Raw genomic sequence first — 19,792 nt, 5'->3', positions numbered from 1 at the left:
CACGAAATGACGGCATTGCGGTAACTGGTCCTGACAGGTCCCGGAGAAGTCCGTGCACGACACTCCCGACACCCGCCCCCTCCCGGGCCACGGCCCCGAGCCCCTCGTCCGCATACGCGGCCTGAGCAAACGGCTCGGCGGCACCCTCGCGCTGGACTCGGTCGACCTCGACATCCGCACCGGCAGCGTCCTGGCCCTGCTCGGTGCGAACGGCGCCGGGAAGTCCACCCTCATCAAGGTGCTGGCGGGGATCCACCACGCGGACGAGGGCGAGGTCAGCGTCGCCGGGCACCCGCTGGGCACCGAGGCGGCCTCCCGGGCCATGTCCTTCATCCACCAGGACCTGGGACTGGTCGGGTGGATGACCGTCGCCGAGAACATCGCCCTGGGCACCGGATACCCGCGCCGCGCGGGACTGGTGTCCTGGCGGCGGACGCGCCGTCAGTGCACCGAGGCCCTGGGCATCGTCGCCGCGCACCTCGACCCGGACGCCGTCGTCGCCGACCTCACGCGGGCCGAACGCTCCCTGGTCGCCATCGCCCGCGCCCTGAGCACCCGGGCCGAACTGATCGTCCTGGACGAGCCGACCGCCAGCCTCCCGGCGGCCGACTGCGCGCGGCTCTTCCACGTCCTGCACACCCTGCGCGACCACGGCCGCGCCGTCGTCTTCGTCACCCACCGGCTCGACGAGGTCTACAAGGTCGCGGACGCGTTCGCCGTGCTGCGCGACGGCCGGCTCGTCAGCCACGGGCCGCTCGCCGGCCACGGTCCCGCCCGGCTGGTGCACGACATCGTGGGCCACGACGCCGTGGGCCACGGGCCGGGCACCCACGGCATCACCGACCCCGCCCCCGGCCCCGCCGTCCTGACCCTCGACGGCGTGCGCACCGAGAACACCGGACCGGTCAGCCTGCGGCTGCGCCCCGGCGAGATCCTCGGCATGGTGGGCCTCACCGGCGCCGGGCACATGGAGCTGGGCCGGGCCCTCGCCGGCTCCCGGCCGGTCCTCGGCGGGCGGATCCTGCTCGGCGGGCGCCCGTACCGGCCGGGCACGGTCGCGGCCGCCGTCGGCGACGGCGTCGGCTTCGTGACCAGCAACCGGCAGGAGGAGGGCTGCGCGCCCGATCTGACCGTACGGGAGAACTTCCTGGCCAACCCCCGGGCGGCCGGCCTGCAGGGCGCGCACTGGATCAGCCCCGGGCGCGAGCGCGCCGAGGCCGGCGCCCTGATCGAGCGGTTCGCGGTGCACCCCCGCGACAGCGAGGCGCCGATCGCCACCCTCTCCGGAGGCAACCAGCAGAAGGTCATGCTCGGGCGCTGGCTGGGGACGAGCCGGAACCTGCTGATCCTGGAGGAGCCGACCGCCGGCGTCGACGTCGGCGCCAAGGCGGCGATCTACCGGCTGCTCCGGGACGCGCTCGCCGGAGGACTCGCCGTCCTGCTCATCTCCACCGACTTCGAGGAGGTCGCCGACGTGTGCCACCGCGCCCTGGTGTTCGTCCGCGGCACCGTGACGGCGGAGCTGAGCGGCGAAACGCTCACGGTCACCGCGCTCACCCACGCCGCCTCGGACATCACCGCCCTCACCGGAACGCCGGGACGATGACACCGCCCTCCTCTTCCTCTCCCCCCACCCCGTCCCCGCCCCCGCCACCCTCCCCTTCGCCCCGGCACCCGCCGGGCCACCGGCTCGGGCACCTCGTCGGCGCCTACGGCCTCCTCGCCCTCACGGCCCTGCTGTTCGTGGCCTTCTCCCTCGCCCTGCCCGGCACCTTCCCCACCCGGGACAATGTCTCCGCCGTCCTGTCCAGCCAGTCCATCCCCGCCGTGCTCGCGCTCGGCGCCACGATCCCCATCGCCGCCGGCAAGTTCGACCTGTCCATCGGCTACGGCCTCGGCCTCGCGCACGTCATGACGATGCACCTCATCGTCTCCGCGGGGTGGCCCTGGCCGCTCGCCTGCCTCGTGGTGATCCTGGGCGGGGCGGCCGTCGGCGCCGTCAACGGCGCCGTCGTCGAGTTCGCCAGAATCGACTCCTTCATCGCCACCCTCGGCACCGGCAGCATCATGTACGCCTTCACCGGCTGGATCACCGACGGAGCCCGGATCGTCCCCGGCCCGCACGGCCTGCCCGCCGGCTTCACCGCCCTCTACGACTCGCGGTTCCTCGGCCTGCCGGTCTCCGCCTTCTACGTCCTCGCCCTCACCGTCGCGCTGTGGCTGCTGCTGGAACGGCTGCCCCTCGGCCGGTACTTCTACGTCATCGGGTCCAACGCCCGCGCCGCCGACCTCGTGGGCATCCCCTCCCGGCGCTACGTGATCTACGCCTTCACCGGATCGGGCCTGGTCGTCGGCGTCGCCGGCATCCTGCTCGCCGCTCAGCAGCAGATCGGCAACCCCAGCGTCGGCATGGACTACCTGCTGCCCGCCTTCGTAGGCGCGCTCCTCGGCTCCACCGCGATCAGGCCCGGCCGCGCCAACGCCCTGGGCACCCTCGTCGCCGTCGCCGTCCTGGCCGTCGGCCTCGCCGGGATCGGCCAGCTCGGCGCCCGCTTCTGGGTCACACCGCTGTTCAACGGCAGCACCCTGCTCCTCGCGGTCGGCCTGGCCGGCTACGCCGCCCGCCGGCAACTGCGCCGACGGCGGACGGAACCCTCCCGGACGCCCCGCCACCCGCCCGGAGCCACGCGGTGACCACGGCCCGCGCCGCCGGCCTGGCAGGCACGATCGCGCTGGCGGTGACGGCGTGCATCGTCGCCACCGGCTGCGAACGCGGCGCATCGACGGGCGCCGCCTCCCCGCCCGCGGAGCCCACGGCGGCCGGGTGCCCCGCCGTCCTGGCGAAGGCCCGGGCCGCCACCCGGCAGGCCGAGAAGACCGACACGGCGTGGGACGGCCCCACCACCGGCCCCCGGGCCGTACCCGGCAAGAAGATCGTCTACGTCGCGCAGACCATGACCAACCCGGGCGTCGCCGGCACCGTCCGCGGCGTACAGGAAGCCGCGAGGACCATCGGCTGGGACGCCCGGGTGATCGACGGCCAGGGCACCCCCGCCGGGATCCAGGCGGCGTTCGGCCAGGCCGTCGCCCTCCGGCCGGCGGGCATCGTCATCGGCGGCTTCGACCCCCACCTGACGTCCCAGCAGGTCGCGAGGGCCCACGCGGACCACATCCCGCTCATCGGCTGGCACGCGGTCGGCTCCCCCGGCCCGAGCAAGGACCCCGAGCTGTTCACCAACGTCACCACCAGGGTCGAGGACGTCGCGAGGATCAGCGCGGACTGGGTCATCGCGCACTCCCACGGCACCGCCGGAGTCGTGGTGTTCACCGACGCCTCGATCCCGTTCGCCAGGAACAAGTCCGAACTGATCAAGAAAGAGCTCGCCACCTGCTCCGGAGTGAAGCTCCTCGCGGAGGAGAACATCCCGATCTCGGACACGAGCAGCCGCACGCCTCAGGAGGTCTCCGCGCTCCTGGCCCGCCTCGGCGACAGATGGACCCACTCCGTAGCCATCAACGACGTCTACTTCGCCGACGCCGCCCCGGCCCTACGCGCCGCCCGCAGAAAAGGCGGCGGCCCCCCGTACAATATCGGCGCGGGCGACGGCGACCCCTCCGCCTTCCAACGCATCAACAGCAAACAATTCCAGGCAGCCACCGTGCCAGAGGCGCTCACGGAGCAGGGCTGGCAGATCATCGACGAATTCAACCGAGCCTTCTCCGGCACCCCCGCCAGCGGATACGTCGCCCCCGTACACGTAGCCACCGCCACGAACAGCACCGGAACCACCTCCTGGGACCCACCCGGCTACCGCGCCGCCTACCGGAGCATCTGGGGCAAGTGATCAAGAGCACTGGAAAAGCCCTCACAAGCACCGCTCGGGGGCTCTGGGAAGAATCTGGGGAGAATGAAACCCGGCCGGAGCCGGGGGGTGACCCCCTCGCGGGCGCGTTGCATCACTCCCATCCTTGCCGCGACAGCCCGGCCCTGCGACGCCTCGTGTGACGGAGGGTGAGGGGCCACTGGACGCAAAGAAAGGGAGGGCGCAGCGAATGCTGCACCCGCCCCTGTCAGGGAGTCGTTGCGTAGGTGTGGCGGATCACGTAGAACCTGTTCACTGCGGCACGGCACCACCATGGACGTGGAAGCCAACTACACGGACTCGCACGGGCAGTCGGAAATCGGGGTCTGCATCACGAGGCTGCTGAACTTCGACCTGCTGCCCAGGATCACGCGGACCTCCAACGGCGCGAACTCCGTGATCGCCTACGGCAAGGGCGGAGAGATCGCCTCGAACCGGCGCGACGAACAGGAAATGTTCGTCCTGTGCCTGCGAATCCTGCAATCGGCCCTGGTCTACGTGAACACCCTCATGCTCCAGGACGTCCTGGACGAACCGGAGTGGGCCGAGCTGCTCACGACCAGCAGCCGGCCACACACGGGTAACTACCGGCGATTACGTAAGTGATCCTGATCCAGTGGCTGATGACCCGGTGACGTGTCCGAGGACACGTCAGCCGCGCGGCCGAGGGCGGTGGGTCACGTGGCCGGCAGGCGCGCGCATCGGCGGCAGGCCCGGGCCGAGGCTGCCACCACGGCATGCGACGCGGCTGCGAGTGCTCCGGCGAACGCAAGCAGTGGCCAGTTCGTGGCCAGGACGGAGGCGGTGGCGAGCGCGAGCGTCGCAACCGCCATGGCAACGCTGGCGGTAGTGCCGGTCCATGCGACCGCGAGGGGCAGCTGGTGCGGAATGGGCAGCCAGCGAGCGAGGGTGCCGGTGGCGGCCAGCGTCGCCGCGGCGAGTAGTGCTGCGACGCAGGCAACACCGGCCAGATGAACGGCCAGCAGCTGAGCCGTGCGTGGCAGCTGCCAGGGCTGATCGTGGTCGGTGGTCCAGGCCAGGTACCAGCAGGCGACCAGGAAGGGGGCGGTGAGGGCGACGGCCCGGGCGGTGTGCCGGGCCTGGGCGATGGTCAGTTCCCGTTGGCAGCTCGGCACGAGTTCGTCGAGGGTCCCGAACTCTTCCACTGCCTGGTGGGCAGCGCGCTGGTAAGCCATTCCTTCCCGGGTATGCGCCGTTACCGTGTCCGCGAGGCCGTCGCGTATCTCCTCGATCAACCGGGCCTTGATTCGGGCCGGGCCGTGCAGGGTGGCTGTCAGGGCCGCGATGTAGTCCTCGACGGGGTCGGCTTGCCGACTGGTGGCGCTCATGTGGCAAACCCGGGCGGTGCGGCGGGGTTCAGGACCGAGCCGATCGCTGTGGTGAACTCGCTCCACGCGGTGCGCTCGCCGGCCAGGGTGTGCCGTCCGGCGTCGGTGAGTTCGTAGCATCGCCGTCGCCGTTCACCAGAAGATTGCCAGCTGCTGCTCAGCAGCCCGAGCCGCTCCAGCCGGTTCAAGGCCGGGTAGATCGTGCCCGTGCGCAGCTCAAGTGCGCCCCTGCTGCGGTGTTGGACCGCGGCGATGATCGCGTAGCCGTGCAGCGGGCCTGGTTCAAGCACGGCCAGCAACAGTCCGTCCAGGTGCCCTCGCACCATGTCTGCCCTCATGAGTAGGCAGCCTACCCAAAGTTGGTGTAGGCAGGGTATGTATTGGCAGCCAACACATTCACGCTTCTGCTCGGAGGAATCCGCAGTGACCAAGGTGCTGCTGTCCGTACATGTCCTCGCGGCGATTCTGGCGGTCGGATCGATCACGGTGGCCGCGTCCATGTTCCCCCGCTACGCGCTGCAGGCATTCGGCGGCCAGGATCCGGACGGGCGAGCCGCCGGGATCGCCGCACTCCTGCACCGGATCTGCCGCGGCTACGCTGTCGCCGGTCTCGCCGTGCCGGTCTTCGGGCTCGCCACCGGCGCCGCGCTCGGCGTCCTCACCGACGCCTGGCTGATCGCGTCGCTGGCGTTGACCGTGATCGCCGCGGCCATCCTGGCCATGGCCATCCTGCCCGGCCAGCAGCGCCTGCTCGCGTTGACCCAGGACTCGGCGGCACAGGATGGGCAGCGTCCCGCGGCGACGCGGCTGACCATGCTCACCGGCATCTTCAACGTCCTCTGGGCGATCGTCGTCATCCTGATGATCGTCCGTCCTGGCTCGACCACGGGAGCGTGATCCCAGTGCATATGTTGCGGATCGCGGCCGGTGTCGAGACGGCCTCCTTCGCGGTGCTGCTGGGCAACCTGCTCACCACACGCACGCAAGCGGTCACGACGCTCGTCGGCCCGCTGCACGGCATGGCCTACCTCGTCGCCCTCGCGGCCACTTCGATGGCCCCGTCTGCCGCCTCGACGGGCGCCCGATGGCGCGCCGCCATCCCGGGAGTCGGCGGACTGCTTGCCTTACGGCGGATCCACATTCGTACCCGCGGAAGCCAACCTCTTGCACGCAACGCCCAGGAAGGGTGACGTGATGGACGACGTATACGCTGAACTGCTCTTTCCTCGTACCGGCATAGCGCTGAGCGCGATGCGCTTCGTGAAAGGCATCGAGGACCCAGCGATCTTCAACCACAGCATGCGCAGCTATCTGTACGGACGCTTCCTCGGAGAGCAGCAAGGCCTGCAGCCCGGCCGCGACTATGACGACGAACTGCTGTTTCTGGGCTGCCTTCTGCACGACGCCGGACTCAGCCCCGAGGGCAACGGCGATCAGCCCTTCGATATTGACGGCGCCGACCTGGCCGCCCGCTTCCTCACCGACCAGGGGGTGTCACCTGAGAGGGTCGAGGTCGTATGGGATGCGATCGCCCTGCACCTGCACTACGAGATCGCCATACGCAAGCGTCCCGAGATCGCGTTGGTGACGGCCGGCGCCGGCTTCGACCTCGGCCCCGAGGGGCCCCACACCCTCCCGGCCGGCTACGCCGACCGCATCCATGCCTCGCTGCCCCGCCTCCACGCCGCACCCGTGCTCTACGACACGATCGTCGGTCAAGCACTCGACAAACCGCACAAGGCCCCACCATTCAGCATGCCCGGCGAACTGGTTCGCCAGCAGACCCACGCTGTCTGGCCTACCTGGGAACAACTGATGACCCAATCCCCCAGTTGGAACGACTACGACGGCTACCAGCCGAAGGCGTGAGCACGGGTCCCCGGACAGCCGCCGCACGCCAAGGCCCCTGTCGCGTCCGGTCAGCCCACAGCACGATACGGCTGATGCGGTCACCAGACACCCCGGGGTGGGGACGTGGCAGGCCCACCCCGGCCCTCACCCGCGGGTGCTGATCCATCGACCGATTGATGAGCAGGATCGGTAGGCGGCGGTGCCCGGCCGGATCGGCACCGGATCATGCCCATGAAACGGTGCCAGAAAGTCGATGTGCTCAAGAAGTTGAGGAGCACCGTTTTCCGTACGATCTGGCGGGTGCAGCCACCTCGGGACGACGACATCGCCGATTTCCTCGCACCCGTTCCGGCCGTACGGACCGGCGGCCTCGTGGGATCCGCACGCGTGTCCGCCAAGGGACAGTTGCTCGACCGGCAGATCCATGCACTCACCTAAGCAGGGTGCATCCGGATCTTCTCCGACAAGAAGTCCGGCAAGAACGCCGAACGCGAGGAGCTGTGGAAGGCCCTCGACTACCTGCGCGAGGGCGACACCCTCGTCGTCCCGTCGCTGGACCGGCTCGGCCGTTCTGTCCAGGACCTCATCGCGATCGTGTCCGGCCTGCGCAAGCGTGGGGTCGGATTCACCTCGCTGCACGAGGCGCCCGACTCGGCCGCCCGCCCGCGATGGCGGAAGAGCAGGTACGTCACGCCCGCGACCTGCTCGCCCGCCCGGAGACCACCGTCACCTCGATCGCGAAGCTCCTCGGCGCCTCCAGGAACACGATCCACAACTACGTGCCCGAGCTGAAGGGCGGTCGCCTCGCACTCGCTGAGGCGACGAGCACGCCGGAACTGCCCAAACCCACCAGGTCCGAGGACTGATCACCGCCGTTTGCGGCTGGTGACAGCGTTCTTGCCGGCACCCCCTCACGCAGATCTTCGGGCACCTTGGGCAGGCGCACGGACTTGGCCCGCATCGGGTTGCGTACCCGGCGCCTGTCGTCGACCGCGGTCTCAAGGATGCTCGAGAGCGTCGTAAGGATCTGCTTCGCCCAGTGGAGCCGGGCACGGGTCCGGGCTCGCCTTCACCGCGTCGTCCTCGACGGACTCGGTGCCCGCGGGGAACTGGACCGGTCGCGCTGCGCGATCGACTCCGTCACCATGCGGGCTGCAAAGGGGTCCTCTGACAGGACCGAATCCGACCGGCCGTGGCAAGCCTGGATCGAAAATCCACTTGGTCACCGACCGGAACGGACTGTCGCTCTCGCTGGGCAATTCCGGCGCGAACATGCACGACAGCCTCGGTCTTGAACCGCTCGTGCGGGGCATCCCGCCGATCCGCTCCCGACGAAGACCTTGTCGACGGCGACCCGGCAAGCTCCATGGAGACAAGGGCTACGACTACGACCACCTGCGTCGATGGCTCCGCAAACGCAGCATCCGCCACCGCATCGCCCGCAAGGGCATCGAGTCCTCACAACGGCTCGGACGCCACCGCTGGATCGCCGAACGGGCCGTGTCCTGGCTCGCCGGGCTGCCGCCAGCTCCACCGCCGCCACGAACGCAAGGCCGAACACTTCCTGGCTTTCGTCGGCATAGCCGCAACCCTCATCTGTCACCGCCGCCTCACCAAATAGAACGACGTCTAAATCTGGGGATTCCGCGGGGCGACCGGCCGGTCCATAGTTCGGACGGACGTACTGACACGCGGAGGGAGAGCCATGCGACGCACAAAGGCCCTACTGCCCATATCGGGCACCCTGTTGGCCCTGCTCGGGGCCTTGCTGGGCGGCCCGGCCACGGCGGCCGCCCACCCGCCCCGACCCGACGGGGCGCGCTCGGTCGAAGTAGGCAGATACCACGACGCGAGTGGCCGGATCACCCTGGCGATCTTCCAGTCGGTGGCCGCGCCGGCCCGGAGCATCTGGACCGACCACTCGGTCCGAGTCGAGGACCCGTCGATGATCGCCATCGGCGGCGGTGCGACCGGCGCGGAATACCCTTACGGCGCTTATCTGACCGCCTCCTACCCGAGCCCCGATTTCTCATCCTGGATCGTGTCCTCGAAGGACCACGTGAACGCCCGTCAGGCCCACGAACTCACCGGATACGCGATCGGCATGAAGATCGACGGCGTGAGCAAGGACCAGGTGCGCTCCTGGGTCGCGTCGTGCAGCGACCGCCGGGCCAGCCCCAATCCGGAGTCCGCCCCGCAGGTGACCGTGCGCCTCCCGTCGGACCAGTGCACGTTGCTGGGTGGCGGATTCCAGGTGCACTGGACAGGGCAGGGCAACATCGCCACGGCCTCGTACCCCGATGGAGCCGTCAACTACGGCGAACCGGGGAAGACCTGGACCGTACGGTCGAAGGACCACCAGGTCGCCGACCCGGCGCGCATCAGCGGATACGTCGTGGGCATCCCGACGTCGCTGCCGGTCGGCACGGTCCTGGCGCGTGCGACCGCCGGGACCACGGGGGGCGTGCAACATCCCTCCGCCACGTCCGCCCCGCCCAACAGTGCGTGGGCGCTCAGCGGCGCAGGAGCACGCGTCCACTACTCCGGCGCGGGCAGCCTGTTGTGGAACGTGCATCCGTATGTCGACCGCGGCCTGCAGCTCGTGACCGCGTCGTCCAAGGACCACATGGTCGCCGATGTGGCATCGATCACTTCATGGGCCATCTCCATCAGGCTCGCGTGAGCCGAGCGGCGCGCGTCCGCCCCGACCCGCTCGGCGGCGGCCCTCCAGCATCCTCTCCGACGCCCACGCGGCGGTGGATCGGCTGACGGAGAACAGCCGCGCCTTCCTGGCCGAGACGGCCTATCCACTACGGCACCAAGGAGCCCGTCCGGGGCAAGGTCTCCTTCATGCTCCAGCCCCGGGGTCTACTTCATCGTGAACCAACGCCGCTTCCTGCACGGCCGGGAGGCGCTCCTGGGTCCAGCCGTCTGACCTGATCGTTTGGGAGGTCTGACGAACGTGCCTGTGGATCCCCGCGCGAATGCCCCGCGAGGATCCACAGTGAAGGTGCAGCATCTACTGCTGCTTGCTGGGATCTCTCACTCTTGCTGTGCGGCCGTGCGGCGGAGCGCCCACCACTGGCGCGCTCGTGCCACAAGCCAATTGGTGCAGTAGACCGCCGGAATGGCTGCGTAGCAGGCCGGCTCGAGGCCCGCCAGGGAGTAGAGCTCGTAGAGGGCACCCCCGAGCAGGAGGCCCGCGAGCGTGAAGACATGAACCGCTTGCCCACTCCTCATGTCCCCTGCTCGCTCTGGCTGGACAGCTGCGCCCATGCGCCTCACGCACACCCGGAGCCGTACTCTGGCACAACATTCACAGCAGCATGTGTAATGGATATGTCACACAGAGGGCCGCAAAGGCGCGGGGGAATCATTTCGCCGACACCGAACACCAGTCACCTGAGAAATACCTGAACGCGCACCTTACGGCGTGCGTTCAAGCCAATCTTCCAACGGCCACTTGCACGGCGGGCACGCCGGGCCGATAGTAGACACTTCATTCTTGAGCGGCACATTGGAGGAGTGGTCCAGAATGCCGGGCGTTGGCGAACCCGTGGAATACCCACTCCTCAATGGCGCCTCTGATCCGCAGTTCGTCACCGTGGGACCGGATGGATACCTTTGGGTGACGACCGAGTGGAGCGGGCTCGTCCAGGTGAATCCGACAAGCCTTGCCAACCAACTCGCGGTCACCGACGAAGTCCCCACCCCCTGCATCGGAATCATTCCGGACCCCCGCCCGACGCGAACGGACGGGAGGAAGGCCGTATGGTTCACCTGCGTCTCCGATTGGGCCGGAGACTCGGTCGTCCAATACGACATCGTGGACCAGAGGCGACTCAGCGGGGTCAAGCTTGCCTATGAATCCTGGGTTCAGACCCTCACGTGGCTCCTGATCGATACGGGCGCCGCCGGGACACCCATGTATTCCTATTGGATCATGTTCGTCGAGCCCCTGCATGCTGTGGTCGGATATTGTGACGTGGAAGACGAGTCCGGCACTCCCAGCACATATCCGTTTCCGGATGCCCAGCAGAACCCGGTCTATGACACATGGCCCTGGTCCGTGGCCGTCACCGCTCCGGCGAACGCGAAATCACCCGGCGATTTCACCTATTGGGTGACGGGGCAGGCCAGCGCGGGAGACTATCCACGGAAGACGAACAGCCTTTACAGGTACACCCCCGCCAAGGACGAGCAGCCTCAGCCCATTCCGCTCCCCGGGGGAAGCAACCAGAAGCCGGTTCACGTCGTCGCCAGCCCCAATGGGGACGCGGTATGGGTAGGCACCGAAAACCCAAGCCAGATCTGTCGGTACGACACAGCCCTCCGCAGCTGGACGCAGCGGTTCATCTCCGGATTCGGCGCGCCTCGGCAAATGATGCTGGGCACGGACGGAAATCTCTGGGTAGCGACCAGCAATGGGATCTCGCGCTTCCGTACGGACAAGAGCATTACCGAGCTCCCGGGCCCGTCCCTGCCGAACGGCGGCGACGCCATGGGGCTGTGCGTGGACAAGCACGGCAAATGGGTCTGGTACACCAACCCGACCAACAAGTCGATCGGGCAGTACCCGATACCCGATGACCCCGAAAGTCCCTGCGGGAAAACCCAGTTCGTGTCCCAACTGGTGACGGAGACAGCGCCGGGGCAGCGCACCGGAATGTCGGGCGTGGTTCAGTACATCAGCAACGGCCTGCCCATCCCCGGCGTGCCGCTCACCTGCCGTGTGGTCTCCGACGGAGGCACGACGTTCAGCGACGGAACGACAGAGACCCTCCTGGCCACGGACGCCCGGGGCCGGGCCGCGCTCCCCGCGCTGCGGGCCGGCCGGGAGGAGGACCGGGTGGTGGTAAAGGTCGGCCATGGGGACTCGGAGCCTCCCACCACGATCTCCCTCTGCGTGCGGTCCGATCCGCGCAAGGGTGCCGAAGCGAATGAATCGTGACTTCTCCGCCTTCCAACGCATCAACAGCAAACAATCCCAGGCAGCCACCGTGCCAGAGGCGCTCACGGAGCAGGGCGGCAGATCGTCGACGAGTTCAACCGAGCCTTCTCCGGCGATCCCGCCAGCGGATACGTGGCTCCCGTCCACATCGCCACAGCCGCCAACAGCGCCGACGCCACCTCCTGAGACCCACCCGGCTACCGCGCGGCCTACCGGAAGATCTGGGGCAAGTGATGAAGGGTGCCGAGAAGGCGCCCCGCTACTCGGCACCAGCATGCCCAAAGAGGCTGGGCCCTCGGTGATGCCCGCGCGGTGCAGCCGGCCGGCGGGAGAATGCAGTCGTAGAGCACGCCGGGAATGAGAGAGAATCTCTCGGTTCACTTACGTACCAGGAGATTCATGCACAAGCGTCTGCCCCTGCTCGCCGTCTGCCTTACGGTTGCCGCTTTCGGCGCCTCGGCGTGCGGCCCGTCCGGTGACAGCAAGTCGAGCGCCTCGGCGACACCGGCTGCCGCGTCCGTGTCCGCCTCGGCCGCCCCGTCCGGGAGTCCGTCGGCGGCCCCCGCGGAAGTACACGGGCTGACAGGGCTGTCGGCCAAGCTCTACCTCAGGACGATCCGGGAGCACTACCCGGATCTGGACCGCATCAGCGACGACGTGCTCGTCACTCATGGCAATGCGCTCTGCGTCGCCCGCGGGCAGGCCCTCGTCGACCAGGCCAAAAAGACCAAGCAGGAGCTTGAGCTCACCGGGAAGCAGGCTTCACAGATCCTCGGTACCGCGCACGGCAATTGCGGCAGGAACGCGTTCGGGTGACGTCGGGGGCCCAGGGCGTGGGCGATGGCGAGCTTGTCCGTTCGCATGGCCGGGCCGCGCCACGGATGCCTGTCATGACGGCCTCGAAGGCTCTACCGCATCAAGCCCTCATCGGTGATCGGCGAGTCCGTTTCCCCAGCGGTTCCAGAGCGTGTGGTGCCATTCACCGGCATCGGTGCCGGGCGGTGTGACCGGCGGCACCGGGCCTGGGCCGGTCTCGATCAGGTGCAGCAGTGACCAGGCGACGCCGTAGCAGTCGTCGGGTCCGAAGCAGGCAGCCAGGGCCTGTGCCTCGTCGGGCGTGACGGGCGCGGAGATGGCCTCGAGTTGTTGGACTCGCCGGTCGATCTCCTCATCGTCGGCGTCCCAGTCGGGGAGGGGGCCGTCGGCTACGAACGCCTGAACTTCGGGTCTCATCTGCGAATGATCGACTGTTGCCGGCGACCGGAGCAAGGCGAGCTGCGGCATGTCACGTAGCAGCTGTCTCCGTCAGCGAGGACGGTGCGGGGAAGGCGGCGAGCTCGCCCGGTCGGCCGGCCTGTCCCTGACCACGGATCAGGTGATGAGGCAGACGACTCTACGACCCCAAGCCGAGATCAGGCTCGCATGCCCGCCTTCGCGTCTCATCAGGCGTATTCATGCCCGGCGAGGCCGAGCCCCGGCGCCGGAGCGACTCAGGGTTAGCCCCGATGTGCGCGGCGGCCTGGACCCGTAGCTTGGGCGACACCGGCAGCGGGACGCGGGGGCGGCTGTCGGGCACCGCGCTTCCCTCTCTCGCAGCACCTGAGCGGTGACAGCGAGAGAGGGAAGCAGCCCGGACACGTGGCCCTGAGGAACAGTCCGGCGACCCCGACGATCCGGCACAGCAGGTATCACCACACGTGGGAAAGGACCGATCATGCGGGGGAAACTGCTCACCCTGGCCGGTACCGCGGCCCTGTTGCTGACCGCTGCGGGCGGCGCGCAGGCGCACAGCAGCAACGACTGGCGGCCCGCCCTGTCGTACGGCACCACCGAGCACGAACGCTGGGCCTCGGGCTGGGTCGGTGGTTCCACGCAGCAGGCAGACGGCGGTGCGCACATCAAGTGGACCGGCACCAAGGTCGGTGTCCAGGCATGGGCGAGGGACCACGCGCGTGACGGATACTGCGCGGTCACACAGATCCGCTACCACGTGAAGGACGGCGGTAAGTGGGCCGATCACTGGCACTACCGCTCACCGGCTGTCGACTGCACCGACGGCAACGACGGGATCGTGGCCCAGTGGTACGGCTCCCGCAAGCCCATCAAGGACGTCCAGGCGCGGGTGTGCCTCGGCAACGCCTCGGGCACTCCGGTACGAGACCAGTGCCACCCATGGGACTGACGCCGCGTCCCCGACCGGCCAGGACACGGCCGCGTGCGACGCGACGTGGATGACCTCGGGCACGGCCTCATCAGGCATGGAGACACCGGATCCTTCACGTCAAGCGCCTGACGTACGCCGTCACCACGGCGACGGTGGGACTGACTGCCGGGATCGGCCTTGAACGCAGTGGCGGCCGAAGCCTTGGTCTACGCGCAGCGGATCGACCCGGACCGCAACCACACCTACACCGTCGACTGCCGGCGCGCCGGGTCGGGCGACGGCGGCCCGACGGCTACCCGAAGCCGGCCAAGGCTACGTCTCCTGACGCCCTGACACGCCCTGATACGTCCAGGAACCGCAGAAGCACCAGAAACTCCTTCAGGAGGAACATCGTGTCACTCCGTCCTCGCAACAGAGTCATACCGGTCTGCATGGCCGCCACGGCCATCCTCATGACAGGCACCGCCGCCGGCGTCGCTCAGGCCGTGCCCGCCCCGTCCGCATCCGTCTCGTCCGCTTCGGTGAAGGTGGACGACAGGTACACCATCGACCTGCACAGCAACGTCCGTGGAGCCCCGAAGCTGAAGAGCCGTGTCTACGGCACGGCAGGCCGGGGCGCCTACATCGACATCGACTGCTGGACTCGCGGGCAGGACGTCAGCTCCGGCGGCCAGCACACCAACGTCTGGTACCAGGGCGGCGTCTGGATGGGCAAGCCCATGAACCGCCACCTGGGCCCCGGCGTGTGGGTCTGGGGCGGCAACGTCGACACCAAGGGGGACCCGCAGAAGGGCATCCCCCACTGCTGATGCCCTGACGCCCGGGCCGGACTCGCCGCCACGAGCGGCCGGTCCGGGCCGCCGAAGGTGTGCCAGTTGGCGGATCCGGACGACGGGGTGTGGCCCGGGCGGTAGTCGGCGAGGTTCCAGGTGCAGACCGGGACGTGGGCGGGGGCCTGTTCGGTCAGCAGAGGCCACGGTCCCTCTGGGATCCGCCGAGCGAGGACGGGCCGCGACCTGGATGTCGAGGCGATGAGGCAGACGGCCCTTTCCGCACCCCGGGTCCCGTCCTTGTCCCCTCCCTCGCTGCGGCGTGAACCTGCGACCCCAGGCCCCTCAAGGCCTCGACTACTGGTTGGCCAGTAGGTCGGTGCGGTGCTGTTCGAGGTCGGTGACACCGTCGAGGTCCACCGTGATCGTGTACTGGGTGTGGACCCTGTCGGGGCCTGCCTCCGGGTCAAGCTGAAAGTTGTCCGCGAAACCCCAGCGCGCCCGAGAGCGTGGCGGGCGTGGCGGCGGTGCACTCGAAGAGCTCACCGCGCCAGCGGAACGTCCACGTCACGGCGTACCAGGCTTCCAGGCGCTCCGGCGCAACCAGGTACCCCACCGACCCATCGGCCGCCTCACGCGGCGCGAGGCCCACGGGTGCGGGACGGCCGGGATCGGGCAGCAACTCAGCGGACGGCCACAGCCCCAGGGCGGCACGGGCCCGGTAGAACTCACCGTGGAAGACGGCGACCTCGCCCTTGACCGGGAAGGGGAAACCCGCAGGGTCAGGCATAGAAATTCCACAGCCTTTCGTTCTTGACGAAGAAGCCGACGGCCTCTTCGATGCCGTCGGCGTGCACTCCCCAGATCTCAGCATGTTGAGGGAAGCCGGTGGGCTCGGCAGTCCACTCCGGGACACCCCCGCGGGCATCCGGGCGGGCCTAACGACGGGCGGGATGCCGTCAGCGAACGTCACTCAGACGCTGCAGATCCAAAGCGCCAGGGGCATCGGGTCGATACGGAAATGACAGGTGCGCGGGCGGGCGAATGTCTTCTTGCCCACCGCCCTAGCGCCTCCGCTTTCCGCCCGGAATGAGACTCGGACGGATAGATGCGATCCTGATATGGCGGAGGTGGTGTCATGGTCGGCAGGGACGACTGGGCGGTCACCACCGGGGCGGACGAGCAGATGCTGGAACGGCTGCTCGCGGAGGCCAATGCGATCGTCCCTTACCAACTGCCCGGACTGGTGAACCGGTGCGCCCGGGCACTCGGCCTCGACAGCGCCACGATCTACCTCGTCGACCTCCAGCAGCATCTGCTCATCCCTCTAGACGACCAGACCGAACGGCTGCCGGTGGACTCCAGTGAAGGAGGCTGGGCCTACCGCACACTGTCGCTGCGGGTCCACGAGTCCCGGCAGGACGTGGTGGTGTGGCTGCCGATGGTGGACGGTGCGGAGCGGCTCGGCGTGCTGGGTGTGCGGGCCGGGGTGCTGGACGGGGTGCGGCTGCGCCGGTGCCGGATGCTGGCGCGGGTGCTGTCCCTGGTGGTCACCTCCAAGCGCACCTACAGCGACTGGTTCGTCGCCCGCATTCGCACGCAGGGCATGGATCTGCCCACCGAGATGCTGCGTGCCTTCCTGCCACCGCGCAGTGTCGGCCGCACCGGCGTGATCTCCACCGCTGTTCTGGAACCCGCCTACGAACTCGGCGGAGACGCCTTCGACCACTCGGTGAGCAAGAACATCCTGCACGCCAGCATCTTCGACGGGATGGGCCACGACCTCGCCTCGGGACTGACCACTTCCGTGGTGATGGCCGGTTGCCGCAACGGCCGCCGCTCCGGTGTCGACCTGCCGAACATGATCGAGACGGTGGATCGGACGCTCGCCGAGTGGCTCCCCGAACAGTTCTGCACGGGCGTGGTGTGCCAGCTGGATGTGGACACCGGCGTGCTGCGGTGGTGCAACTGCGGCCACCCGCCTCCCCTGCTGATCCGTAATGAGGGCGTGCTGGAGCATGCCCTGGAAAGCCCACCTCAGCCACCCATGGGGCTGCCGTTCCAGCTCGAACCCACCCGCCGCGAGGTGTACAACACGACGCTGGAACCCGGTGACCGGGTGCTCCTGTACACCGACGGTGTCACCGAGGCCCGTGGCAAGGACGGCGAGGCTTTCGGCCTGGACCGGTTCACCGACTTCATCATCCGCTCCTCCGCCGCCGGCCAGCAGCCCTCCGAAGTCCTGCGGCTGCTCATCCACGCAATCCTCGAATACCAGGGCAACGCCCTCAGCGACGACGCCACCATCCTGCTCCTCGAATGGCACCCCGAACTCATCGAATGGCACTACGGAGGCAGTCCCACCGAAGCCGCCTAATAGTTGGCGCCTCAGCGAGGCTGGGGCGCGGCCGCCTGGTCAGACCCAAGGAGTCCTGGTCCAGCCGCCGCCGCGGACAACGGCGTGGGTTCCCTGCCCCGATGAGCCGAAGGCCGGCATGGGCGAGTTCCACAATCGCAGTCTCGCAGGCCGGTTCGCCCCACATCCGGCTTCCAGGCCACGCGCTCCGCTGCCAACTCCGCCCCCGGAGGCACAGGCGAGAAAGTCCTGAACGTGTCAGTGCCGTGCCCTACCTTGAACGCCGACGCTGACGCCGACGCCGACGATGAGTGCGTGCCGGGCGCGACGATGAGGGGGCGGGACAGAAACTCATGCGGAGATGTGCTGTATGCAGCGTGGACATCAGCCACCGGCACGGACTGGCGAAGTACTGTTCGGATGCATGTGCCCGAGAAGCACGCCGACCGACCATGCTCACCTGCGAGGAGTGCGGCACCCGGTTCGCTCGGCCGAACCGCCCTGGCGCACCTCCCCGTTACTGCTCCGAGGAGCACAGGGCCGCCGCGAGCGTCCGCAGGTCCAAGAGTCATCACACGGCGCGCATGGAGGAACTGCGCCTCCTTCGGGGCGACAGAAGGTGCGAAGTCTGCGGTGCCGATATCAATCACCTCAAGGCCTTCGCGAGGCACTGCGGCCAGCAGTGCTACTACAGGGCTCAGGGGCATGTCCCGCGTCAGCCCGCCATGTCCCATGAGGAGCGGCTGCTCAGGCGGCGCGAGAAGCGAGCCGAGTCAAGGCCGGTCTCGATAACCCTCTGGTGCAAGGGCTGCGGGAGCCCCTTCGAATCGCCCGGGGGCAAAGCGGGGCGCAGACCGCAGCATTGTCAGCCATGCAAGGCTCGCAGCAAACCGAAGGTGCGCACGGAGCCGCTTGCGTGCAAAGGCTGCGGCCTGGCTGTCCCTTCCGAGAGGCGTGCCCTCGCTCTCTACTGCTCGGTTGAGTGCCAGGTCACCATGAACAACCTTGCGCAGGCAGAGCGTCGCAAGGTGCAACGTGCAGAGGCGAAACAAGACCGGCACTGTGAGGTCTGCGGGCAACCGATCGAGGCACAGGAACACGGTCTCCGCAAGTACTGCGGCTACGGATGCTGGTACCGCGCCAACTACACGCCCAAGCCCAAAGCCCGCTCCTGTGCCTGGTGCGGTGGCACGATGTCCCATCGTCCAGCCACTGCCAAATTCTGTGGGCAGTCCTGCTACTTGAAATTCCAGTACAAGCGCAAGGTGGGAACAGCTCTCCGTTCACGCCCGTGCGCCCACTGCGGCGAGAGTATGCCTCTCAGTACGGCGAACCGCGTCTACTGTTCGAGTCGATGCTCCCGGCGCGCCTACTTCGAGGCGAATCCGGAGAAGGTCCGTGCCGCGAAGCGTCGCGGAAACCATCAACGCCGGGCGATGCTGGCCAGTTCCAAGCGATACGGCATAACCGGGCGCGAACTCGCGCGACTGTGGGATCGGTACGGGGGCGCATGTGCCTACTGTGGCGAGAAGTCTCAATCCCTGCATCAAGAGCACATCATTCCGATTTCCCGAGGTGGGGATGACAGCATCGGGAACCTGGTGCCGGCGTGCCCCGACTGCAACCTCGCCAAAGGGGACCGGACAGTCATGGAGTGGCGGCTCGGGAAGAAGTCGCCACGCTATAGAACCGGGCGGCCCGCACCAGAACTCCCCGGACACGGAGCTCACCGACCGGCAAACCGCCTACTGCGGTGACCACCATCCGCGCCTGTCCCCCACCCACGATCCGGCTCGCCCTGGTCCGCCGGTCTCCGCACGGACGTACCGTGCATACTGGGGCGGTGCCCACCGCCTCCGCTCCTCCCCTACGCTTCCGGGACCCCGGACACGACAAGTACCACTTCGCCTCTTCCGACCGGGTGCTGGTGTGCTGCCCGAGGTGCGAGCAACAGGCACAGGTCGTTCCGGAGCCCCGCGAAGCCGACGACGCGACGCTCACGTGGTCCGCGGAGCGGCGGCTCGTGTGCCGCCACTGCGGGCTGTCCCGGAAGCGGGACAAGACATGGCCGATCACTTTCCACTGGTACGGCGACCCCGAGATGAACGACCCCTATTTCCAGGCGCCGCTGTGGCTCCAGACCCGGACGCGGCACGGCTTCCTGTGGGCGTACACCCCGGAACACCTCGACCTGCTGCGGCGGTACGTGCAGGCGACACTGCGTGAGCACGACCCCTGGTACGAACCCTGGCGCAAGATGGGGGCCATCGGCCGCCTTCCGGCGTGGATCAAGCAGGCGAAGAACCGTGACGAGGTGCTGCGAGGGCTGGACCGCATGCGCGAGTCGCTCGTGAGCTGAGGTTGTCGGCGCGCTCACGCCGCTCCTACGCAGATCGCGGCGAAGCAGTGGGCCGACTCCGGTTTCCACGCCGTCGACGCCCACTCCAGCGGCGGGACCTACCAGAACTTCATCGACCCGGCGCCCGCG

General features: G+C 68.5%; 21 protein-coding genes and 5 pseudogenes. 21 read left to right on the top strand and 5 right to left on the bottom strand.

The window, feature by feature from the left end:
- The first annotated feature begins 52 nt into the window (after positions 1 to 52).
- The 5 genes and pseudogenes from AS857_RS13450 to AS857_RS42355 all read left to right on the top strand — a co-directional run.
- The gene (locus AS857_RS13450) at positions 53 to 1,606 is read left to right on the top strand and encodes a sugar ABC transporter ATP-binding protein (protein ID WP_058043334.1); all 1,554 of its coding nucleotides are present in this window, start codon (positions 53 to 55) and stop codon (positions 1,604 to 1,606) included.
- Positions 1,603 to 2,694 (top strand): ABC transporter permease, encoded by a 1,092-nt coding sequence (locus AS857_RS13445; RefSeq protein WP_058043333.1) that lies wholly within the window; start codon positions 1,603 to 1,605, stop codon positions 2,692 to 2,694. Before AS857_RS13450 ends, AS857_RS13445 begins: the two co-directional genes overlap by 4 nt.
- Positions 2,691 to 3,845 (top strand): substrate-binding domain-containing protein, encoded by a 1,155-nt coding sequence (locus tag AS857_RS13440; protein ID WP_079110296.1) that lies wholly within the window; start codon positions 2,691 to 2,693, stop codon positions 3,843 to 3,845. Before AS857_RS13445 ends, AS857_RS13440 begins: the two co-directional genes overlap by 4 nt.
- Positions 3,846 to 4,082: 237 nt before the next feature.
- Positions 4,083 to 4,232 (top strand): annotated as a pseudogene (locus AS857_RS42360) (Tn3 family transposase); the annotation flags it as partial.
- A 12-nt stretch (positions 4,233 to 4,244) separates the two neighbouring features.
- Positions 4,245 to 4,418 (top strand): annotated as a pseudogene (locus tag AS857_RS42355) (Tn3 family transposase); the annotation flags it as partial.
- A gap of 122 nt (positions 4,419 to 4,540) precedes the next feature.
- On the opposite strand, the gene AS857_RS13430 reads toward AS857_RS42355, so the two are convergent.
- Both AS857_RS13430 and AS857_RS13425 read right to left on the bottom strand, forming a co-directional pair.
- Positions 4,541 to 5,212 (bottom strand): permease prefix domain 1-containing protein, encoded by a 672-nt coding sequence (locus tag AS857_RS13430; protein WP_058043331.1) that lies wholly within the window; start codon positions 5,210 to 5,212, stop codon positions 4,541 to 4,543.
- The gene (locus AS857_RS13425) at positions 5,209 to 5,550 is read right to left on the bottom strand and encodes a PadR family transcriptional regulator (protein ID WP_058043330.1); all 342 of its coding nucleotides are present in this window, start codon (positions 5,548 to 5,550) and stop codon (positions 5,209 to 5,211) included. The genes AS857_RS13430 and AS857_RS13425 overlap by 4 nt, the downstream gene beginning before the upstream one ends.
- An 85-nt stretch (positions 5,551 to 5,635) precedes the next feature.
- Between AS857_RS13425 and AS857_RS13420 the strand changes: the two genes are divergently transcribed.
- The 8 genes and pseudogenes from AS857_RS13420 to AS857_RS13400 all read left to right on the top strand — a co-directional run bounded on the left by AS857_RS13420 (position 5,636) and on the right by AS857_RS13400 (position 9,746).
- The gene (locus AS857_RS13420; RefSeq protein WP_058043329.1) at positions 5,636 to 6,109 is read left to right on the top strand and encodes a hypothetical protein; all 474 of its coding nucleotides are present in this window, start codon (positions 5,636 to 5,638) and stop codon (positions 6,107 to 6,109) included.
- Positions 6,110 to 6,120: 11 nt separating this feature from the next.
- The gene (locus AS857_RS13415) at positions 6,121 to 6,402 is read left to right on the top strand and encodes a hypothetical protein (RefSeq protein ID WP_058043328.1); all 282 of its coding nucleotides are present in this window, start codon (positions 6,121 to 6,123) and stop codon (positions 6,400 to 6,402) included.
- A 4-nt stretch (positions 6,403 to 6,406) separates the two neighbouring features.
- Entirely contained in the window at positions 6,407 to 7,081 is a 675-nt protein-coding gene (locus AS857_RS13410) for an HD domain-containing protein (protein WP_058044127.1), read from the top strand.
- A gap of 282 nt (positions 7,082 to 7,363) precedes the next feature.
- Positions 7,364 to 7,501, top strand: coding sequence for a hypothetical protein (locus AS857_RS41310; RefSeq protein WP_245699815.1), 138 nt, complete (start codon positions 7,364 to 7,366; stop codon positions 7,499 to 7,501).
- Positions 7,502 to 7,510: 9 nt separating this feature from the next.
- A pseudogene (locus tag AS857_RS42080) lies at positions 7,511 to 7,654 on the top strand (recombinase family protein); the annotation flags it as partial.
- A gap of 77 nt (positions 7,655 to 7,731) precedes the next feature.
- Positions 7,732 to 7,929, top strand: coding sequence for a helix-turn-helix domain-containing protein (locus tag AS857_RS41300; RefSeq protein WP_245699813.1), 198 nt, complete (start codon positions 7,732 to 7,734; stop codon positions 7,927 to 7,929).
- Positions 7,930 to 8,094: 165 nt separating this feature from the next.
- Positions 8,095 to 8,684, top strand: a pseudogene (locus AS857_RS37540) (IS5 family transposase); the annotation flags it as partial.
- 84 nt (positions 8,685 to 8,768) lie between these two features.
- On the top strand, positions 8,769 to 9,746 hold the full coding sequence (locus AS857_RS13400) for a hypothetical protein (RefSeq protein ID WP_058043327.1): 978 nt from the start codon (positions 8,769 to 8,771) through the stop codon (positions 9,744 to 9,746).
- Between the two features lie 359 nt (positions 9,747 to 10,105).
- On the opposite strand, the gene AS857_RS13395 is transcribed toward AS857_RS13400, so the two are convergent.
- A complete protein-coding gene (locus AS857_RS13395; RefSeq protein WP_058043326.1) occupies positions 10,106 to 10,303 on the bottom strand; it encodes a hypothetical protein in 198 nt (65 codons plus the stop codon).
- 265 nt (positions 10,304 to 10,568) lie between these two features.
- Between AS857_RS13395 and AS857_RS13390 the strand changes: the two genes are divergently transcribed.
- From AS857_RS13390 to AS857_RS13385, 3 genes and pseudogenes are all read left to right on the top strand, one after another.
- Positions 10,569 to 12,014 carry an NHL repeat-containing protein gene (locus AS857_RS13390; protein WP_144440801.1) on the top strand — a complete coding sequence of 482 codons (1,446 nt, stop codon included), beginning with the start codon at positions 10,569 to 10,571 and terminating at the stop codon, positions 12,012 to 12,014.
- Positions 12,013 to 12,200 (top strand): annotated as a pseudogene (locus AS857_RS41295) (substrate-binding domain-containing protein); the annotation flags it as partial. The gene AS857_RS13390 and the pseudogene AS857_RS41295, both read left to right, overlap by 2 nt.
- A 213-nt stretch (positions 12,201 to 12,413) precedes the next feature.
- Positions 12,414 to 12,830: a hypothetical protein gene (locus AS857_RS13385; RefSeq protein WP_058043324.1), complete on the top strand. Its 417-nt coding sequence runs from the start codon at positions 12,414 to 12,416 to the stop codon at positions 12,828 to 12,830.
- A 108-nt stretch (positions 12,831 to 12,938) separates the two neighbouring features.
- Here AS857_RS13385 and AS857_RS13380 read toward each other — a convergent pair whose 3' ends face one another.
- The gene (locus tag AS857_RS13380) at positions 12,939 to 13,247 is read right to left on the bottom strand and encodes a hypothetical protein (RefSeq protein ID WP_058043323.1); all 309 of its coding nucleotides are present in this window, start codon (positions 13,245 to 13,247) and stop codon (positions 12,939 to 12,941) included.
- Positions 13,248 to 13,728: 481 nt separating this feature from the next.
- Between AS857_RS13380 and AS857_RS13375 the strand changes: the two genes are divergently transcribed.
- The gene (locus tag AS857_RS13375) at positions 13,729 to 14,196 is read left to right on the top strand and encodes a hypothetical protein (RefSeq protein WP_058043322.1); all 468 of its coding nucleotides are present in this window, start codon (positions 13,729 to 13,731) and stop codon (positions 14,194 to 14,196) included.
- Positions 14,197 to 14,609: 413 nt separating this feature from the next.
- A complete protein-coding gene (locus tag AS857_RS40245) occupies positions 14,610 to 14,987 on the top strand; it encodes a hypothetical protein (RefSeq protein ID WP_058043321.1) in 378 nt (125 codons plus the stop codon).
- A gap of 427 nt (positions 14,988 to 15,414) precedes the next feature.
- Here the strand turns inward: AS857_RS40245 and AS857_RS13365 are convergent, their stop codons facing one another.
- On the bottom strand, positions 15,415 to 15,738 hold the full coding sequence (locus AS857_RS13365) for a hypothetical protein (RefSeq protein WP_058043320.1): 324 nt from the start codon (positions 15,736 to 15,738) through the stop codon (positions 15,415 to 15,417).
- A gap of 348 nt (positions 15,739 to 16,086) precedes the next feature.
- On the opposite strand from AS857_RS13365, the gene AS857_RS13360 reads away from it, so the two are divergent.
- From AS857_RS13360 to AS857_RS13355, 3 genes are all read left to right on the top strand, one after another.
- A complete protein-coding gene (locus AS857_RS13360; protein ID WP_058043319.1) occupies positions 16,087 to 17,325 on the top strand; it encodes a PP2C family protein-serine/threonine phosphatase in 1,239 nt (412 codons plus the stop codon).
- Positions 17,326 to 17,657: 332 nt separating this feature from the next.
- On the top strand, positions 17,658 to 19,061 hold the full coding sequence (locus AS857_RS42350) for an HNH endonuclease (protein ID WP_079110293.1): 1,404 nt from the start codon (positions 17,658 to 17,660) through the stop codon (positions 19,059 to 19,061).
- Between the two features lie 86 nt (positions 19,062 to 19,147).
- On the top strand, positions 19,148 to 19,663 hold the full coding sequence (locus tag AS857_RS13355; RefSeq protein ID WP_058043318.1) for a hypothetical protein: 516 nt from the start codon (positions 19,148 to 19,150) through the stop codon (positions 19,661 to 19,663).
- Positions 19,664 to 19,792: the final 129 nt, after the last annotated feature.

This window comes from Streptomyces roseifaciens (assembly GCF_001445655.1).
Taxonomy (GTDB): Bacteria; Actinomycetota; Actinomycetes; order Streptomycetales; family Streptomycetaceae; genus Streptomyces; species Streptomyces aureoversilis.
The sequence above is the reverse complement of the archived record's forward strand: the minus strand, read 5'-3'. Positions and strand labels throughout refer to the sequence as shown.